Origin of the sequence: Nocardia sp. NPDC049707 (assembly GCF_040674855.1) — a bacterium.
Classification (GTDB): Bacteria; Actinomycetota; Actinomycetes; order Mycobacteriales; family Mycobacteriaceae; genus Nocardia.
This window is the reverse complement of record NZ_JBFANN010000044.1, coordinates 1-17,131: the sequence shown is the minus strand read 5'-3', so window position 1 is coordinate 17,131 and position 17,131 is coordinate 1. Positions and strand designations below refer to the sequence as shown.

General features: G+C 65.2%; 19 protein-coding genes. 10 read left to right on the top strand and 9 right to left on the bottom strand.

Annotated features, from left to right (window positions below; genetic code table 11):
• Positions 1 to 62: 62 nt before the first annotated feature.
• The 3 genes from AB0J29_RS29665 to mscL all read left to right on the top strand — a co-directional run bounded on the left by AB0J29_RS29665 (position 63) and on the right by mscL (position 1,711).
• Positions 63 to 359 carry an FmdB family zinc ribbon protein gene (locus AB0J29_RS29665; RefSeq protein ID WP_364793394.1) on the top strand — a complete coding sequence of 99 codons (297 nt, stop codon included), beginning with the start codon at positions 63 to 65 and terminating at the stop codon, positions 357 to 359.
• A 110-nt stretch (positions 360 to 469) separates the two neighbouring features.
• The gene (locus AB0J29_RS29660) at positions 470 to 1,192 is read left to right on the top strand and encodes an SAF domain-containing protein (RefSeq protein ID WP_364793392.1); all 723 of its coding nucleotides are present in this window, start codon (positions 470 to 472) and stop codon (positions 1,190 to 1,192) included.
• A 111-nt stretch (positions 1,193 to 1,303) separates the two neighbouring features.
• Positions 1,304 to 1,711, top strand: coding sequence for a large conductance mechanosensitive channel protein MscL (gene mscL / locus AB0J29_RS29655; RefSeq protein WP_364793390.1), 408 nt, complete (start codon positions 1,304 to 1,306; stop codon positions 1,709 to 1,711).
• A gap of 200 nt (positions 1,712 to 1,911) precedes the next feature.
• Here mscL and AB0J29_RS29650 read toward each other — a convergent pair whose 3' ends face one another.
• The 8 genes from AB0J29_RS29650 to AB0J29_RS29615 all read right to left on the bottom strand — a co-directional run bounded on the left by AB0J29_RS29650 (position 1,912) and on the right by AB0J29_RS29615 (position 10,123).
• Complete coding sequence (locus AB0J29_RS29650; protein ID WP_364793388.1) at positions 1,912 to 2,583, bottom strand: MspA family porin; 672 nt, start codon at positions 2,581 to 2,583, stop codon at positions 1,912 to 1,914.
• Between the two features lie 151 nt (positions 2,584 to 2,734).
• Positions 2,735 to 3,409, bottom strand: a complete 675-nt coding sequence (locus AB0J29_RS29645; RefSeq protein ID WP_364793387.1) for an MspA family porin — start codon at positions 3,407 to 3,409, stop codon at positions 2,735 to 2,737.
• A gap of 307 nt (positions 3,410 to 3,716) precedes the next feature.
• Positions 3,717 to 4,385: an MspA family porin gene (locus AB0J29_RS29640; protein ID WP_364793386.1), complete on the bottom strand. Its 669-nt coding sequence runs from the start codon at positions 4,383 to 4,385 to the stop codon at positions 3,717 to 3,719.
• Between the two features lie 62 nt (positions 4,386 to 4,447).
• Positions 4,448 to 5,122 (bottom strand): MspA family porin, encoded by a 675-nt coding sequence (locus AB0J29_RS29635; protein ID WP_364793385.1) that lies wholly within the window; start codon positions 5,120 to 5,122, stop codon positions 4,448 to 4,450.
• Between the two features lie 691 nt (positions 5,123 to 5,813).
• Entirely contained in the window at positions 5,814 to 6,308 is a 495-nt protein-coding gene (locus AB0J29_RS29630; protein WP_364392993.1) for a MogA/MoaB family molybdenum cofactor biosynthesis protein, read from the bottom strand.
• Positions 6,309 to 6,388: 80 nt separating this feature from the next.
• Positions 6,389 to 7,822, bottom strand: coding sequence for a trypsin-like peptidase domain-containing protein (locus AB0J29_RS29625; protein ID WP_364793383.1), 1,434 nt, complete (start codon positions 7,820 to 7,822; stop codon positions 6,389 to 6,391).
• A gap of 129 nt (positions 7,823 to 7,951) precedes the next feature.
• Positions 7,952 to 9,352: a HAMP domain-containing sensor histidine kinase gene (locus tag AB0J29_RS29620; RefSeq protein ID WP_364793462.1), complete on the bottom strand. Its 1,401-nt coding sequence runs from the start codon at positions 9,350 to 9,352 to the stop codon at positions 7,952 to 7,954.
• Positions 9,353 to 9,436: 84 nt separating this feature from the next.
• Complete coding sequence (locus AB0J29_RS29615) at positions 9,437 to 10,123, bottom strand: response regulator transcription factor (RefSeq protein ID WP_364793381.1); 687 nt, start codon at positions 10,121 to 10,123, stop codon at positions 9,437 to 9,439.
• Between the two features lie 360 nt (positions 10,124 to 10,483).
• On the opposite strand from AB0J29_RS29615, the gene AB0J29_RS29610 reads away from it, so the two are divergent.
• From AB0J29_RS29610 to AB0J29_RS29585, 6 genes are all read left to right on the top strand, one after another.
• The gene (locus tag AB0J29_RS29610) at positions 10,484 to 13,285 is read left to right on the top strand and encodes an ATP-binding protein (protein ID WP_364793380.1); all 2,802 of its coding nucleotides are present in this window, start codon (positions 10,484 to 10,486) and stop codon (positions 13,283 to 13,285) included.
• On the top strand, positions 13,282 to 13,689 hold the full coding sequence (locus tag AB0J29_RS29605) for a roadblock/LC7 domain-containing protein (protein ID WP_364340981.1): 408 nt from the start codon (positions 13,282 to 13,284) through the stop codon (positions 13,687 to 13,689). The genes AB0J29_RS29610 and AB0J29_RS29605 overlap by 4 nt, the downstream gene beginning before the upstream one ends.
• 7 nt (positions 13,690 to 13,696) lie before the next feature.
• Positions 13,697 to 14,071 (top strand): DUF742 domain-containing protein, encoded by a 375-nt coding sequence (locus AB0J29_RS29600; protein WP_364793379.1) that lies wholly within the window; start codon positions 13,697 to 13,699, stop codon positions 14,069 to 14,071.
• A gap of 73 nt (positions 14,072 to 14,144) precedes the next feature.
• Complete coding sequence (locus AB0J29_RS29595) at positions 14,145 to 14,702, top strand: ATP/GTP-binding protein (protein WP_364793460.1); 558 nt, start codon at positions 14,145 to 14,147, stop codon at positions 14,700 to 14,702.
• Positions 14,695 to 15,525, top strand: a complete 831-nt coding sequence (locus tag AB0J29_RS29590; RefSeq protein WP_364793378.1) for a hypothetical protein — start codon at positions 14,695 to 14,697, stop codon at positions 15,523 to 15,525. Before AB0J29_RS29595 ends, AB0J29_RS29590 begins: the two co-directional genes overlap by 8 nt.
• Before the next feature lie 355 nt (positions 15,526 to 15,880).
• Positions 15,881 to 16,024, top strand: coding sequence for a hypothetical protein (locus AB0J29_RS29585; RefSeq protein WP_364793377.1), 144 nt, complete (start codon positions 15,881 to 15,883; stop codon positions 16,022 to 16,024).
• Here the strand turns inward: AB0J29_RS29585 and AB0J29_RS29580 are convergent.
• Positions 16,009 to 16,236 (bottom strand): hypothetical protein, encoded by a 228-nt coding sequence (locus AB0J29_RS29580; RefSeq protein WP_364793376.1) that lies wholly within the window; start codon positions 16,234 to 16,236, stop codon positions 16,009 to 16,011. The genes AB0J29_RS29585 and AB0J29_RS29580 overlap by 16 nt on opposite strands.
• On the opposite strand from AB0J29_RS29580, the gene AB0J29_RS29575 reads away from it, so the two are divergent.
• Positions 16,225 to 16,644, top strand: coding sequence for a hypothetical protein (locus AB0J29_RS29575; protein ID WP_364793375.1), 420 nt, complete (start codon positions 16,225 to 16,227; stop codon positions 16,642 to 16,644). The two genes, AB0J29_RS29580 and AB0J29_RS29575, sit on opposite strands and share 12 nt — an antisense overlap.
• The last annotated feature ends 487 nt before the right edge of the window (positions 16,645 to 17,131 follow it).

Sequence of the window (17,131 nt, the reverse complement as noted above, 5' to 3'; positions counted from 1 at the left end):
ATTAGCGGTGTTGGCACTGTCGGCTGTAGAGTGCCAGTTCGACGTACCGTGCGGAGGATCCAGTGCCAACTTATTCATATGCGTGCACCCAGTGTGACAACCGCTTCGACATCGTTCAGTCCTTCACCGACGAGGCGCTGAGCGTCTGCTCGGAGTGCTCTGGCAAGCTGCGCAAGCTCTTCAATTCAGTCGGCATCGTATTCAAGGGCAGCGGTTTCTACCGCACCGACAGCCGTGGCGGCTCGTCGACCGCCAGCGAGCCCGCGAAGTCGGACAGCGGTACCAGCAGCTCCGCGTCGAGTTCGGATTCCGGTTCGTCCAGCAGCTCCAGCACCGCGAGCACAGCCGTCGCCAGCTGAGTTTCACCTGGTAGAAGCAGCCCTGTGGGAGTTATCCCCAGGGCTGTCGTTATCCACAGACCACGTCTTTCCCGGGCGAGTCGCGGTGCCGGTGACCATAGGCTCCCGGCATGGCTCCCCTGGGCATCATCCCGTCCGGCAAGACCCGATCCTTCGCTGATCTCGGCCGCCGCGATCCGCTGCGCTCCGCGATTTGGGCGATGTGGAATGGGGCGATCTGGAATCGACCGTCGTGGGCGGATGCACTACTGGCCCGCCGCCTGCTCGCGGCGGCACTCACCGCACTCGCGCTCGTGCTGTTCCTGCGTGGTGATCCCGGCAGTGCCCGCACCGAGGTCATGGTCGCCCGACGCGATCTGCCACCCGGTCACCTGCTCGAAGCTACCGATCTGCGCGCTACACCTTTCGAATCCGGCACGCTGCCCGCGGGCGCAATCGGCGATAGCGCCGTCCTGGTCGGCGCGACATTGACCGGCGCTATGCGCACCGGCGAGGTATTCACCGATCTGCGCATCGTCGGACCGCGCCTGGCGGCGGTCGCCGCTGGCACGGATGATGCCCGCATCGTGCCCATTCGGCTGGCCGATACCGCGGTCGCCGAGATTCTGCGGGCGGGTGACCGGGTGGATGTCATCGGGGCAGAGGAACAGAGCGGTCCGAGCGCCCGACCCGCTCGGCTGCTCGCGATCGATGCCGCGGTCGTGCTGGTATCCGGCGTGGGCGACCGGCGCAGTGCGCCCGAGCGGGTGGTGCTGGTCGCGATGGACGCCGAACACGCCACCGCGGTCGCCGCGGCCTCGCTGCGCACCGCCCTGACCGTTGTTTTTCATTGACCAAAGTTTTGCCGAACATTTGCCATCAAGGTCAACTAGCATCGGTCGATACGGCAGTCCGAACCGCCTTGCACAACGAGTCAGCTCCCACCCGAAGAGGAGATATCGGCAATGTTCAAGGGTTTCAAGGATTTCCTACTCCGCGGAAATGTCGTTGACCTGGCAGTAGCCGTGGTGATCGGTACGGCGTTCGTCGCGATCATCACCGCGTTCACCAATGGCATCATCAACCCGATTCTCGCCGTCTTCGGCAATCGGGAAGACCTCGGCCTCGGTTTCCGGCTGGTTGCCGATAAACCGGCAACCTTCGTGCAGGTGGGTCCGATCATTACCGCGGCCATCAATTTCGTGATCATCGCCGCGGTGCTGTACTTCGTGCTGGTACTCCCCGCCCTGCGCGCGAAAAAGCGGTTCGGCACCCTCCCGGATACCAAGCTCAGCGATTCCGAGGTGCTGATCGAGATCCGCGATCTACTCGCCGACGGCCAGCGCAGCGCGGGCGGACGTCACGAATTCTGAGTCGAATTCCTGTGCCCGACAATACGAATGGGAATTCGACTGCGCCACAATTACATACGGTAATTCGCTATCGCAGGTAAGCGGGCCCATCGCGCACGGCGGATTCCAGGGGTCGCCGCAACCTCCCACATCGAGAGTGTTGCGACGACCGCGGGAACCCGAGCACGCGACGGGCCCGTTCCCATTGTCGAGCGGGTTACTCAGCCGAGACTGAACGGCTGACCCCACAGGGTTGTCCAGGTGACGACGTTGTCGGTCTCGACCTCGACGCTGACGAAGGACCGCGCCTGCGCATAGCCACCGCAGCCGGTCAGGCCGATCGTCTCATCGGACCAGGTGACCGAACCGCTGCCGCCCTTGAACTTGTTGCGCTTCTTGTGCGCCTCGTTGCCGAAGTCGTCGGCCTGCTCGAGATCGAGCACATAGAACGACCGCGCCTGGCCGGGACCGAGACTCAGGTTGGCGCCGCTGCTGGCGCTCACCTTCGGCTTGACATTCTGGCTGTCACTCCAGTCCAGACCACCCGTGACGCCGCCGTCGACACTGCCGCCGTCGATGTTCACTTGGCAGGCAACGACATAACCCGGGAAGATCGCGCCGTTCCAGCCGTCGGTCACCTCGACCTGCGCGCTACCGGATACCCATGCATTGCGGTGTACCGGTGTGGCACCCATAGAAGGACTGATATTGGCCGATTCGCCGACCATCCGGATGGTGAGAACCGTTCCGTCGGATAGCGTTTTGACGATTTGGCCGCCCGGTAGCGGAACGAAGGTGTCGGCATTTGCCGCACCGGTGGACAACAGGCCGAGTGCCAGCGCGGCGGCGCCGCCGAGCCCGGCCACGCGCGCCACAAACTTACGATCGATCATGATTGGTACTACCCCTAGCGATTGAGTTCGATGAATTCGATTAGGCGAGTAGAGATTCGACAGATCCCACCGCGGCGTTTCCGTCAGGCCCGGAGGCGGCAGCTTGTGTAACCACGTAGGGCCCGGGAACGCCGCACATCGGATACCGCGGTCAGCCGATACTGAACGGCGCTCCGTACAGGGTGACCTTGGAGTAGTTGTTGCCGATGATCTCGACAACGGTGTAGGCACGCGCCTGGGCATAACCCGCGCAGCCCTGGATCTCGATCTCCGCATCCTGATACTCGACCGAGTAGCGACCCGGCTTCAGAATGTCCTTGTAATCGATCTGCACGAACTTGACATCGCCCGGGCCGAGATTGAGGCCGATCGACCCACCGAGCGACCCGCCCGAGAGGTTGATACCGCCGGAAACCCCAGCCGAGATCGCATTATCGGCGATGCTGACCTGGCAGCCGACGATATAGCCGGTGCTCAGCTGCGATGCGCCGTGGGTCGACGAGTTGTTGGTACCCGGCGCCCCGGAGGCGCCGTTGCTCGGGCCGACGTTGCCCTCGGGCGTGACGGACACATCGGCATTGGCGTTACCCGAGACCCATACAACTCGGCCCGCGCCATTCGCGGCCAAAGATGGTGAAATCAAGGCGTGTTCACCCGTCCGGCTGACGGTCACACCCGGGCCCAGCTTCTGGCCGTCCGGCAACGGCACAAAAACATCGGCGTTGGCGGCGCCGGTCGAAAGCAGGCCCATCCCAGCAGCGGCGGCGACAGCGGCACCCGCGATGCGGACACCTCGACGCAGACCGCTGGTGCGGTTCTCGCTCATACTTCCCCTCATCAGATTCTAGCGGTCGCCCTCGGGGTACCGAGGCCGAATACCCTTTCATGCGGACACCGCTCGCTGGAAAGACATTGGCCATCAAGCGGTTTGCCGACAATCTCGTCGGTGGACGATCTTGGGTGCGCACAATATTAGTGGTTTGCGCCGAATTCCTGTGAGATTTCGTACATGTTACCGCTCGATCCGTTACGATCTGCGAATTACGCTGGGTACTAACGGGTTTCACATGAAAGCGGGCCCGCCGCGAATGCGACGAGCCCGCTTACGTTTTCAGGGGCGATGCCCCTGTCGATCAGCCGAGGCTGAACGGCTGGCCCCACAGGGTGGTCCAGGTGACGACGTTGTCGGTCTCCACCTCGACGCTGACGAAGGACCGAGCCTGGGCGTAACCGCCGCAGCCGGTCAGGCCGATGGTCTCATCCGCCCAGGTGACCGAGCCGCTGCCGTTCTTGAACTTGTTGCGCTTCTTGTGCGCCTCGTTGCCGAAGTCGTCGGCCTGCTCGAGATCGAGCACGTAGAACGACTGCGACTGGCCGGGACCGAGGGTGAGGTTGGCGCCACTGTTCGCGCCGACACCACCGGTGACCTTGTCACCACTCCAGTCCGCGGTGCCCTCGACACCACCAGTGGCGCCGCCACCGGAGATGTTCACCTGGCAGCCGACGGTGTAGCCCGGGAAGATCGCGCCGCCGCCGTCACCGGATACCGTGACCTGAGCGCTACCCGAAACCCACGCGTTGCGGTGCAGCGGGGTCGAGCCCATGGACGGGTTGATGTTGGCGGATTCGTTGGTCAGGCTGATGGTGACCACGGTGCCGTCGGACAGCGTCTTGGTAATCGAGCCGCCCGGCAGCGGCACGAAGGTATCGGCGTTCGCGGCGCCGGTGGAGAACAGGCCAAGAGCTACAGTGGCAGCGGCGCCGACACCGGCCACCCGTGCCACCTTCTTACGGTTGATCATGCTAATAATCCCTCGAGGGTTGAATCGCTTGAGCGAGAAGAATATTCGTGGATTGACCGACGTCAGCCGATGCTGAACGGCTGCCCGTAGAGGGTGGTCTTCGAGTAGTTGTTGCCGATGATCTCGACGACGGTGTAGGCACGCGCTTGGGCGTAGCCGGCGCAGCCCTGGATCTCGATCTCGGCATCCTGGTACTCGACCGAGTAGCGACCCGGCTTCAGAATGTCCTTGTAATCGATCTGCACGAACTTGACTTCACCGGGGCCGAGGTTGATGCCGATCGACCCACCGAGCGAACCGCCCGAGAGGTTGATACCGCCGGAGAGACCGGCCGAGATGGCGTCGCTGGCGATGCTGACCTGGCAGCCGACGATATAGCCGGTGCTCAGCTGCGATGCGCCATGGGTCGACGAGTTGTTGGTACCCGGCGCCCCGGAGGCGCCGTTGCTCGGGCCGACGTTGCCCTCGGGCGTGACGGACACATCGGCGATGGCATTGCCCGAAACCCAGACCACGCGGCCGGCGCCATTGGCAGCCAGCGAAGGCGAAATCAGGGCGTGCTCACCGGTGCGGGTGAGCGTCACATCAGGGCCGTTCTTCTGGCCGTCCGGCAACGGCACGAAGGTATCGGCATTGGCAGCACCGGTCGAAAGCAGCCCCATGGCCACGGCCGCGGCAGCGCCGACGCCCGCGATCCGGGCACCGCGGCGCAGACCGTTGGTGCGGTTCTCGCTCATACTTCCCCTCATCAGGTTCTAACAGTCAGCCTCGACCATCGAGGCTGGACAGTGGTCCTCTCAGGCCCAGCTCAGTTTGTCGCCCGATTGTTGCCGATATGTATCCGGCTGTTATTTCGGCGCAACGGTCAGGGCTGGCATCGGAACCGAGCCAGGTTCCGCCGGGTCGACAGACGTACGTGCCGCACCCGAGCCTGCGAGGTCCAGCAGCGTGGGTGGCTCGTGGCGAGATTAGACCGACCAGTAACGGTCTGGCAACGTAAGTTTCCGTTAAGATCAATGTGATCTAGATCACATCATCTCAAATGCTCATATTGCTTGACGTGCATAAACAGGAAAGCTGCGCCACCCAAACCGCCCTAAAAGGCAGTCATCGTCACAACGACGCCGACGGTAACTACGAGACAGCACCGTACTTGATGATTCAGCAAACTTCAGCGTGAGCGATTCGCAATGGATGAAGACGCAGCCGCGAACGAAGATACGTGGCGAGACCGTAGATTGATCATCAGCCGTGATGGGGCGGCACCTGCGAGCGGAACCAGTCGTCGGATAACGATTCGGTATCGGCCCGATGCTCGTCACTGGTCGTCTCGGGGAGGACGTCTCCGAAAATTTTTGCCAGACGCGCCGCATCCCTCGCCCGGCGTGTCACCGGACGAGGGTCATCGGAGGCGTCCGCGGCGGTAATTTATTCCGCCAATCCCGACAGCTCGCCGATTACTCGGCTGGCGAGCGGACCGAGGGTTGCCATGCCGTCGCGGACCGCAGCGCGGCTGCCCGGCAGATTTACCACCAATGTGCTGCCGGAGACGCCGGCCAGACCGCGCGAAAGACCGGCGTCCAGCGAACCGGCTACCCGACCGGAGGAACGCAGCGCCTCGCTGATCCCGGGCAGTTCCCGGTCGAGCACCTGTGAGGTGGCCTCCGGCGTGACATCGCGCGGGGACATACCGGTGCCGCCGACGGAGATGACCAGGTCGACACCGCCGATCACCGCGGTGTTGAGCGCATTGCGGATCTCCACCTCATCGGCCTGTACCGATACCGAAGCGTCCACCAGGAAACCCGCCTCGGTGAGCAGCTCGGTGACCAGCGGCCCGAGCGAGTCCACACCTCCATGCGCCGTTCGATCGTCGACGACCACCACCAGAGCACGCCCCGCGACAGGAGCATCGATTTCCATGGTGGTAACCGTAGCGTCCAGATCGACGAGGTGGGCGTCGGCTCCCGGTCGCGCCGAAAATCCGCCGGGCAGGATCCGCATCAGCGGCCACCGTCCGCGGCCGCACCGGAGAGGGTCACCTCGGCCGTCTTGGGGTTATTGCCTTGTTCATCGGTATAGGTGATCTTCACCTTGTCTCCTGGCTGGTGGGAACGGACCGCGGCGATCAGTGCGTCGCCCGAGTCGATGGTCCGGCTGTCCACCTTGGTGATGATGGCACCGGCCGGGATGCCCGCCTTGGCGGCCGGACCGTCCGGTGTCGCCTCGAGCACCCGCGCGGCGGTGTCCTGCGGGCGCAGTTTGATGCCGATCTGGGCGTAGGTAGCGTGACCGGTCTTGATCAGTTGGTCGGCGACCCGGCGGGCCTGATCGACCGGGATGGCGAAGCCGAGGCCGATGGAACCGCTCTGCTGACCGGACACCTCGCTGCCGCCGAGGCTGGCGATGGCGGTATTGATCCCGATGAGCTTGCCGCTGGCGTCGACCAGCGCGCCACCGGAGTTGCCCGGGTTGATCGCGGCGTCGGTCTGGATCGCGTCGATGACCGGCTGCACCTGGCTCGGGGTGCCCGCACCGTTGGTGGAGACCGGACGGTTGAGTGCCGAGACGATACCCGTGGTCACCGTGCCCGCCAGCCCGAGCGGCGAGCCGACGGCGATAACCGGCTGGCCGACCTGGAGATTCGACGACGTACCCAGTTCGATCGGGGTCAGTCCGTCCTTGCCCTGCACCTTGATGACGGCCAGATCGGAGACCGGATCCGCGCCGACCAGCGTGGCCGGTGCCGTGGTGCCGTCGGCGAAGGCGACCTCCATCTTGGCGTTGATGCCACCGCCGGAGGCGACATGGTTATTGGTGAGGATCAGACCGTCGGAGGACAACACCACACCGGAGCCCTCGCCCTGTGCGCGATTGCTGGCGACCTTGATCATCACCACGCTCGGGAGCACTTTCTGCGCCACCGCCTGGGTGGAGCCGGCCGGTGCGTTGGTGATATTGCTGACATTGGGCCTGGGCGCGTCCAAGGCATTGGTCACCGCGGTATGACCGTTATCGGAGCGGGTGACCAGCGCGCCGACCGCGCCACCGACACCACCGCTGACCAGTGCGAGCGCAAGCGCGCCGGCGACGAGGCCGGTGCGGACCGGCCGGCGTGCGGGTTCGGGCTGCGGCGCGGCGGCCAATGGGGCGCCGGGATACGGCCCGCCGGGCGGGATCGGCGGGGCGAAGGACGGCTGGGCGTACTCCGGGCCCGCCTCCGGACCCGGAAATTGCGGAGTCAGGTTCTGCGCCGTGCGTTGCTGCCAGATCGTTGGACGCGGTGACGCCTCCCGGGGCCCGTATCCGGATTGCGCATGGGCCTGATCCGGCTGGCCCGGTGGTACGACCGGGATCTCCTGGGTCGGATGCGGACCGGGCGCAGCATTGGTGTTATCCGGCTGCGGTATCGAGCCTTCCTTGGAATCCTCGGTCATTTTTCTCCTTAACGTCTTCGACCAGCTTGGCGACGACGACTGAGAGCGAACTGAGACCGCGCTTTCAGTTTTCCGAGATATCGCGGACGGCCCCGGTGCCGCCCCCCATTACCTTAGTCTCGAACGGCGTCAATCGGTTACGGAGTCGGCCGCACCATCGAGCATGGTCGCCGCGCCCGGCAGCACAATTCGGATCAGGGCGCCGCCGCGCTCGGAGGTCTCGATGGTGATCGTGCCGCCGTGCTTGGTCACCACCTGTTTGACGATCGCGAGGCCGAGCCCCGAACCCGGCATGGAACGCGACGCCGTGGTCCGATAGAAACGGTCGAACACCAGCTCGCGCTCGGCGGCCGGGATGCCGGGTCCAGCGTCGTCGACATCGAGTTCGAGCAATCCGCGACCGGTTTCCCGCATGGTGACCTTCACCTGCGCGCCCACCGGACTCCACTTGGCGGCATTGTCGAGGACATTCAGAATCGCCCGCTCCAGGCCCGCCTCATGGCCGTATACGAACCAGGGCTGCAACTGCGCGGCGAACTCGATCGCACCGCGGCGGCGGGCCCGCTCCAGCGCCCGCTCGGCCACCTCGCCGAGATCCACTCGTTCGTAGACGGTTTCGGGCGCGTCCTCGCGGGCCAGGTCGACGAGATCGCCGACCAGGGTCGACAGCTCCTCGATCTGTGCCATCACATCGGCGCGCAGCTCGGCCATATCCTGTTCCGGAATCCGCGGCGCGCCAGGTCGACTGGAGGCGATCAGCAATTCCATATTGGTGCGCAGCGAGGTCAGCGGTGTGCGTAATTCATGTCCGGCGTCGGCGACCAACCGGCGTTGCCGATCACGCGATTCGGCGAGTGCGCGCAGCATTGTGTTGAAGCTCTCGGTGAGCCTCGCGAGTTCATCGTCACCCGTCACCGGAATCGGTGTCAGATCGTCGGTGCGGGCGACCCGTTCGGTCGCGGCGGTCAGCCGTCCGATCGGGCGCAGGCCGGTGCGGCCGACCGCGGTACCCGCTGCCGCCGCCAGCACAACACCACAACCGCCCACGACGAACAGCAACCACGCCAGCCGGTCCAACACCTCGCGGGTCGGTTGTAACCGCTGCGAGACGACCAGCGTCGCGCCGGAATGCGTCCGCACCGCGAGCACACGCTGATTACTCACGGTGCGCAGTGACGAGGGCAACTCACCGTTCGCGACCGCCAGTTCCTGGGTGCCCACCGGCGGAATCGTTTGCTGCGGTGGCATATACGCCTTGTCTTTCGCGTATATCAGCGCAACTCCGACATCGTTGGAGTACAGCCCGGCCAGCACGATCGACTGAAACCCCAAACTGTCGAAATTATTGTTGATCATGGTGTTCGCGCGCGCTTTGAGTTGCGAGTCCACATCGGCGTACAGCGCGCGGGCCACCATGGCATAGGCGGCGATCGAGGTGACGGCCACGGCGATGGCGACCACCGAGGCGGCGAGGAGGGTTACCCGCCAGCGCAGGGAGACTGATCTGGTCAGCGGCATCGGCGGACGCATATCCGCTGGTTGCGGGGGGTATGCGCCGAGCGCGGCGACCACTGGCGGCTTGGGATTGGCTCTGGCCACGGGGTATCGACCCGTCTACGGGGGTGTTTCGCGCAGCACGTAGCCGACACCGCGCACGGTGTGGATGAGCCGGGCCTCACCCTCGGCCTCGGTCTTGCGGCGCAGATAGCCGATGTAGACCTCGAGCGCATTACCCGAGGTCGGGAAGTCATAGCCCCAGACCTCCTCGAGGATGCGGCTGCGGGTCAGCACCCGGCGCGGATTGGACATCAGCATTTCCAGCAGTGCGAACTCGGTGCGGGTCAGGCTGATCGAGCGGTCAGCGCGGGTCACCTCACGGGTCACCGGATCCAGCGACAGATCGGCGAACGTCATGGTCTCGGAAACCTCGCCGGGATCGGCGGCCGTGCGGCGCAGCAACGCCCGCAATCGGGCCAGCAATTCCTCTAGCGCGAATGGTTTCGGCAAGTAGTCATCGGCACCGGCATCGAGTCCGGCTACCCGTTCGGAAACCGAATCTCGCGCCGTCAAAACCAGAATCGGCAGATCATCTCCGGTGCTGCGCAGGCGTCGGCAAACTTCGAGCCCATCCATCCGGGGCATCATCACATCTAGTACGAGTGCATCCGGTCGCTGCGCGGTTGCCTTGTCCAGCGCGTCTACTCCGTCGACCGCGAGATCGACGGAGTAGCCGTTGAAGGTCAGTGACCGGCGCAGCGATTCCCGGACGGCACGATCGTCGTCGACTACCAGAATGCGCATGTCCCCAGTTTGACCGCATCGACTGAGAGTCGACTGAGAGGGCGCCGCTCGACACGCCGCACCCAGCATCGATACTGCCCGCTAGGGGCTGGTCGAGCGACCAGCAGGTTTGTGATCACGTACAGATCTCGATGGAAACCGGCAACCGTTTTGCGCGTCGAAACCTGTTCTGAGTAGCCATATTCGAGTGAATTGTAGAGTGCCTGCCCCAGATTGCCGTTAGTCACTCTGCACGGTATGTTCCGGTGCGGTAAAAAGAAGACCTCTAGTTGGTTCTCAGCGGGTTGATTCAAAACCGAACAGCCACGCGCCATCCGGGGGCACTCGTGCAAGCTCGTGAAGCGGAGGCAACGGAAGCGGATGGAAGCTGCACCGCGGTCCTGGCAATTCAGTCTGTCCAACTGGTCGGTCACTCGCAAGGTTGGCATCGTGCTGGTCCTGCCCGTGCTGCTGGCCACCGTCTTCGCCGTGCTCCGCATCAACAACGAACTGCGCACCATGTCGCAGTTGGATGCGGCGACCGAACAGGTCATCATCATTCGCCCGATCGTCAAGTTCGGTACGGCGACCGAACAACTCGCCGTCGCGGCGACCGCGTCCTGGGGAAACACCGCGGATCCGGCAACCGACGCGGCATTGACGAAATTCGATCAGGCGCTCGTCGATCTCCAGGCCGGAATGCGCACGACCAAGGTGAGCACGCGAGTCACCTCCGAATTGGCCTCGGCCGTCGCCACCGCCACCAGCATGCGCAACAGCCTGCGCAACGGATCGCCGATGATGGTCGGTGAGCAGGCCGATGAGATCGCGGTTCGCATCGGCAACGCGTACGCGCTCTCGCCCTCGGTCGAGGACCTCGTCATCCAGCGCTACTTCCTGCAGATCGGCGCGATCCAGAACGCCCGGCGCGTACTCACCCTGCAGCGCATGCTGATCGGCTCCCCCGATGCCGGCCACAATCCGAGCGTGCGCCCGAAGGTGCTCACCTCAGCAGGCGCCGAGATGACCATGGTCAATACCTACGGCATCATCCTTCCGGACAATGCGACGAATATGCCGCCGCTGCTGGACGCGGTCGGCATCCGTCTCGGCGCATTCAGCCAGAACGGCGGGGATCCGACATCCGAGCCTGCGGTGCTGGATTCCCTGCAGGCCAGCACGGACATCTACGACAAGACCACCAACTCCCTCGCCGACACCATCGATAGGGCGCTGGCGAAACGGACCACCGAGGCGCAGAGCGGCGCGCTGCGCGAGACCACGATCGTCATCGGCATGCTGCTGGCCGGTCTGGCGCTTGCCCTCGCCGTCGCGCGCACCCTGGTCGTCCCGGTGCGCAGGCTGCGCCGCGACGCACTCGAGGTCGCGCACATCAAACTCCCTGACGAACTCGCGGTCGTGCGCAGCGGCGGCGCCACCCCGGAGATCACCCCGGTCGGCGTGCATACCACCGACGAGGTCGGCCAACTGGCCCGCGCCGTCGACGAAATCCACGAGCAGGCGCTGAATCTCGCCGCCGATCAGGCCCGACTGCGCCTGCAGATCGGGAATATGTTCGAAACCCTTTCCCGCCGTAGTCAATCCCTCGTCGAACAGCAGCTGTCACTGATCGAGGACCTGGAACACGACGAGGACAATGCCGAACGGCTCCAGAGCCTGTTCCGCCTCGACCACCTCGCCACCCGCATGCGCCGTAACGGCGACAACCTGCTGGTGCTCGCCGGTACCGCTCTGCGCCGCGGTCAACTACATCCGGTGCCGCTATCGGACATGCTCTGGAGTGCGGTCTCCCAGGTGGAGGACTACCAGCGGGTGGAAATCGGCGCGGTGCCCGACGGCATCGTCGCCGGTGAGCCCGCCGTCGATATCGAACATCTGGTCGCCGAACTGATCGATAACGCGCTGCGCTACTCCCCGCCGACCACACCGGTCGCGGTGACGGTGGCGCGCGCGGTGGACGGCGGCTATCTGATCGAGATCACCGACCGCGGCCTCGGCATGTCGCCGGAGGATCTACAGCTCACCAATGACCGGCTGGCCTCCGGTGGTGAGGTCACCGTCGAAACCGCGCGCCGCATGGGCCTTTTCGTCGTCGGCCGACTCGCCAAGCGGCACACCATCACGGTGGGCCTGCGCCGCACCTCGACCATGGCGCAGCAGCCCGGCATCACTGCCAGCGTGCACCTGCCCGGCGCACTCGTCGCGCCGCCGCTCGATGCGACCGATCCGAACCAGCGGGCCATCGATGCGCAGACCATGGCCCCGTCGTCGGCCCCGTCACCACAACAGCCGCCACGCACCCTGGTGCCGGTGCCGAGTCTGCCGCAGCGTGAACCGTCGCGGTTCGCGGTCACCAGTTCCGGTCTGCCACAACGTCGTCCGACCATGCGCGTCGCCGACGCGCCTGAGATATCTATACCCGGCCATGATCACACCGAAACCTCGATCGACGTATTCGCGGAGAATCCGAGCAGCCGCCGCGTCGAGGACGACCGATCCCGCAGCGCGCCGTTCGGGCCGCCGACCCCGACGGATGAGCCTGCCACCGGACCGAATTCGGTCATCGATATGGAACCGCAGGCGTCCCCCGGCGCGGTCGCCGATCTGTGGGCCGAACAGCCCGACGAACCGGCGCACACCGGATCTATGCCGATCGTCTCCCGCGAGCCCGCCGCGCCGGATGCGACCGGGCCACAGCCCACCCTGCGGCCGCCGCTGCCGGCCAGAAGGCCCGCCGCCGCAGCGGAACCCGAGCCGACCTCGACTCGACTACAACCGGTCTCGGCCGAAGCCACGACCAACACCTCGACCCGACTGCAGCCCGTGCAGGGCGAATCGCCCACCCCGATCTATCAGCGGATGGTCTCGGAGTGGTTGGTCGAACCCGCGGCGGCGCAACACTCGCCGTCCGCATGGACCTCCCCGGCCGACGCGGGCTGGACGGCCGCCGAACAGGCCAGCCATCCGACCGCAGAGGCCCGTACCGTCGGCGGACTGCCGATCCGCAGGCCCGGAGCGCAGTTGGTGCCCGGCGGCCTCGCGCCGGTCGAGGAACCCGGCATACGCGATCCGGAGGAGATCCGGAACAACCTGACCAGGCATCTCAGTGGGGTCCGCAGCGGGCGGGCCGAAGCGCAGTACAACGACGGAGGGCTTGTATGACCAACCCGAACAGCACCACGGACGAGAACCTCAACTGGCTGGTTGCCCGCTTCACCAAGGATGTGCCCGGAGTGTCGCATGCGGTGCTGGTGACGGCGGACGGTCTGCTGCAGGCGACCAGTCCGAATCTACCCGCGGACCGCGCCGAACAGCTTTCCGCGGTCACCGCGGGCCTGGCCAGTCTCTCCACCGGAGCCGCATCGCTTTTCGACGGCGGCAAGGTGATGCAGTCGATCGTGGAGATGCAGCGCGGCTACCTTTTGGTGATGAGCGTCGGCAACGGGTCGCACCTGGCAGTGCTCGCCAACAAGTCGCACGATATCGGCCGGATCGGCTACGAAATGGCCCTGCTCGTCGACCGTGTGGGCACGGTGGTCACGGCCACCGCCCGGACAGCCGTCTGATCCAACGATGTCGAGTCCACCCGGCCACGGGCCGAACCGGCCGACCACCCGCGTCAGACCATACGCCCTGACCTCCGGGCGTACCGAACCCGCGGTCGACCTACCGCTCGAAGCGGTTATCGAAACCCTGTCGTACACTGCGCATCTCGATTGGCCAGCGGGCGACCTGCGCACCGAGATCCTGCGGCTGGGCACGAACCGGCTGTCGGTCGCCGAGATCGCCGCCCACCTGGATCGACCGCTCGGCATGGTCCGGGTCATGGTCGGTGACCTCGTCGTCGACGGCGCGCTGCGCGTGCATTCGACCCTGAACGACGAGGCAAGCTTCGATGAGCGCCGTTCCCTGATGGAAAGGACTTTGCGTGGACTCCGTGCCCTATAGGCAAGGCGGAAATTACGGGCAGCTCGGCAACTCCGGATCCGCCGAGGCCGACGCTCGCGTCGCCTCGACCAAGATCGTGGTCGCGGGCGGCTTCGGCGCGGGAAAGACGACCTTCGTCGGCGCGGTATCGGAGATCGTCCCACTACGCACCGAGGCCATGGTGACCCGCTTTTCCGACGGTATCGACGATCTCGCCGATACTCCGGATAAGGCAACCACCACGGTCGCTATGGATTTCGGCCGCATCATCCTGCCGGGCGACCTGGTGCTGTACCTGTTCGGCACGCCCGGCCAGCGCCGCTTCTGGTTCATGTGGGACGACCTGATCCGCGGCGCCATCGGCGCGGTGGTGCTCATCGACACCCGACGGCTCGAGGACAGCTTCGCCGCCGTCGACTTCTTCGAGGCGCGCAATCTGCCGTTCCTGATCGCGGTCAACCGGTTCCCGGGCGCACCCCGCTTCCCGATCGCCGAACTGCGCGAGGCGCTTTCGGTGCGCGAGGGGGTGCCCATCGTGGATATCGACGCGCGCAATGCCATGGAGGTCCGCCAGGCGCTTGCGGCCGTCACCGAGTACGCGATCGCCCAACTGAAGGCGCTCGAATTGGAAGGAACCGCCCGACATGCATGACGTCCGGTTGTTCGCTGCGGCGAACGGCGGCGCGGCGGTAGACCAGTTCTCGATGGGGTATTGGGTCGCCGGACTCTCCTTCGGCGTTTCGGTGCTCGGCGCCGTGGTCGGACTGGCGTGTGTGCTGCACGCGGCGCGTTCATCCCGGTTCCGGTTGGTGTGGGTGACCTCGGCCGCGGTGGCGATCGGCGGCGTCGGCGCATGGCTGTCGACCTCGGTCGCGCTGCTCGGCCTCGATATTTCGGGTACCGCCGCGCGCTTCGACGGCGGCCGGATGATCGCGGCCATGGTGGCGTCGTTCGTCGCGGTATTCGTCGCGCTGATCATCATCGGCCGCCGGCTGCAACTGGCCCGGCTCTTCCCGGGTGGGCTGGTCATGGGATTCGGCATCGGTCTGACCCTGTATCTGGAGCTCGGGTCCCTCCGCATCCAGGGTTCGGTCGAGATCTCGCCATGGCTCACGGCGGTCGCGGTGGTGGTCGCGCTGATCACCGGCATCGGCACGCTGTGGTCGTTCCAGGCGCTGCACGGCCTGCTCGCGCGAGCGGCCACGGTGCTGCTGTTCGCCGTCGGCATCGCGGGCATGTATTACGCCGGTATCGCGGCCCTGGACCTGACCGTCGACACCACCGCGAAGGCGCCGGACGGACTCACGCTGTTCGAATTCGTTTTCCCGATGTTCGTCATCGGATCGCTCGCCCTGGCTGTCCCGATCAGCGCGGTGCTCATCGCACCTGATCGGCGCGAAACCGCGGCCGCGCTCGAGGCCAAGCGCCAGTCCGAACTCCGGGAGAGCCGGTCCGACCTCCAGTCGGCGCGCTGAACCGACTGGAGCCCTGGTCAACCACCGGGCGCGGGCGGGTTCGGCGGGTTCGGCAATGCCGCCGATTTCTGCCGATGATGCCCCTACAGTTACCGATATGCGTCTCGGTCTCGGCTATGCAGCGGGCCGTCCCAGCGGTGCGGCCATCCGAGCGGCGGGTTTCGATTTTGTCATGCGCTACTTCGCCGAGGGTGGTCTGCCCTGCCCGGCAAACAGTCGACCCCAGCCGAGGCCGATGATCTGCGGACGAACGGCATCTCTATCGTGTCGAACCGGAGACGACCGCGACCAGGATGCTGGACGGCTATGACGCCGGAATCGTCGATGCGCGTGCGGGTTTGGCGCAGGTGTTGCGTTGTGCGGTCGTCCCGATCGGCCGATCAACTTCTGCCCGGATTTCGATTCGACACCGCGGGATCATCTGGCGATCAATGCCTATCTCAACGATGCGGCGACCGTACTCGGCCCCACGAATGTGGGTAGCTACTGGGGTTTCTGATCGATCAGCCGGGCATTGGACGCGAGCGTCGCGACCTGGTCGTGGCAGAACGCTGCCTGGTCGGGTACCAATGTGGAGACCAGCCGCAATATCCAGTAGACCTTGCGGCAGGTAGTCGTCAACGGCGTCTCGGTGATGTAAACGAGGCAGAGACAATAGATTTCGGCCAGTGGGACTTCGTATGGGAGGAACCGGATGTGATGCCCGAACAAGATGCAGTGCTGCGCGATATCCAGATCCAGCTGCGCGGTCCGGGGCTGTCCGGTTGGCCGCAGCTCGGCACCGATGCGGAGGGCCGCTATCTGACCCTGGTGGATGGCGTGGCCGCGGTGCTCCAGCGGATCAAGGAGCTGGAGGACGAATCGGCCGAATTGCGTACGCAAGTAGGCGAATTGCGCACGGAAATCAGCGAACTCGAAGCCACCACCGCAGAGCTGGCCGAGGAGGTCAAGCGATTGGACGGGCCGCATTGGCCGTGGCCGCTCTCACTGATCGAGGGTCCGGCCGACTTCGTGGGTGAGCAACTGGCCCGACTCGAGTCGCTGTTGGCGGAATTGCCAGGTCTGCCCGGTAGCCGGGAAGTGGGGAAATCGCCAGAGGAGTCAGAATTTTGGCGATGAGCGGGTTCTCAGAGATCCGGTGAACCGGATTCCGAGAACCCGCCCTCTTGGACGAGAGTACCGGCGCGGGAGCACGAAATCATCACTGCGCCAGGACTTTTACGACCACGAAAAACCAACTCCCAGTACGTAATCTACCGAAGAGCTACCGCATCGCAATCGAGGACCCGGAAAATTACCACGTGACACACATCATTCGAGTAGCTATCAGTTTGCCGCACTCTCGGGTGGTTCCGATCCGAGACCCCGCGAGAGCGTCAACAGCCAACTCGGCCGATCGACCATCGACCCCACCCGTTCCCGTCCCATGCCAGCAGCGCGCGAGTTATCGTCAGCTTGCACATAGCGGTTCGTTCGAAGGAGTTCGCATGGCCGTGAACATGGTGCTCGATGTTTTTGGCCGCGCGGGCGCGGCGTGTTCGCGGCCCCCTTCAGTCTCGCGTCCGAGCCGTCGAGACTCGCGCCTGCGGCGCATGCGCTTCGACGA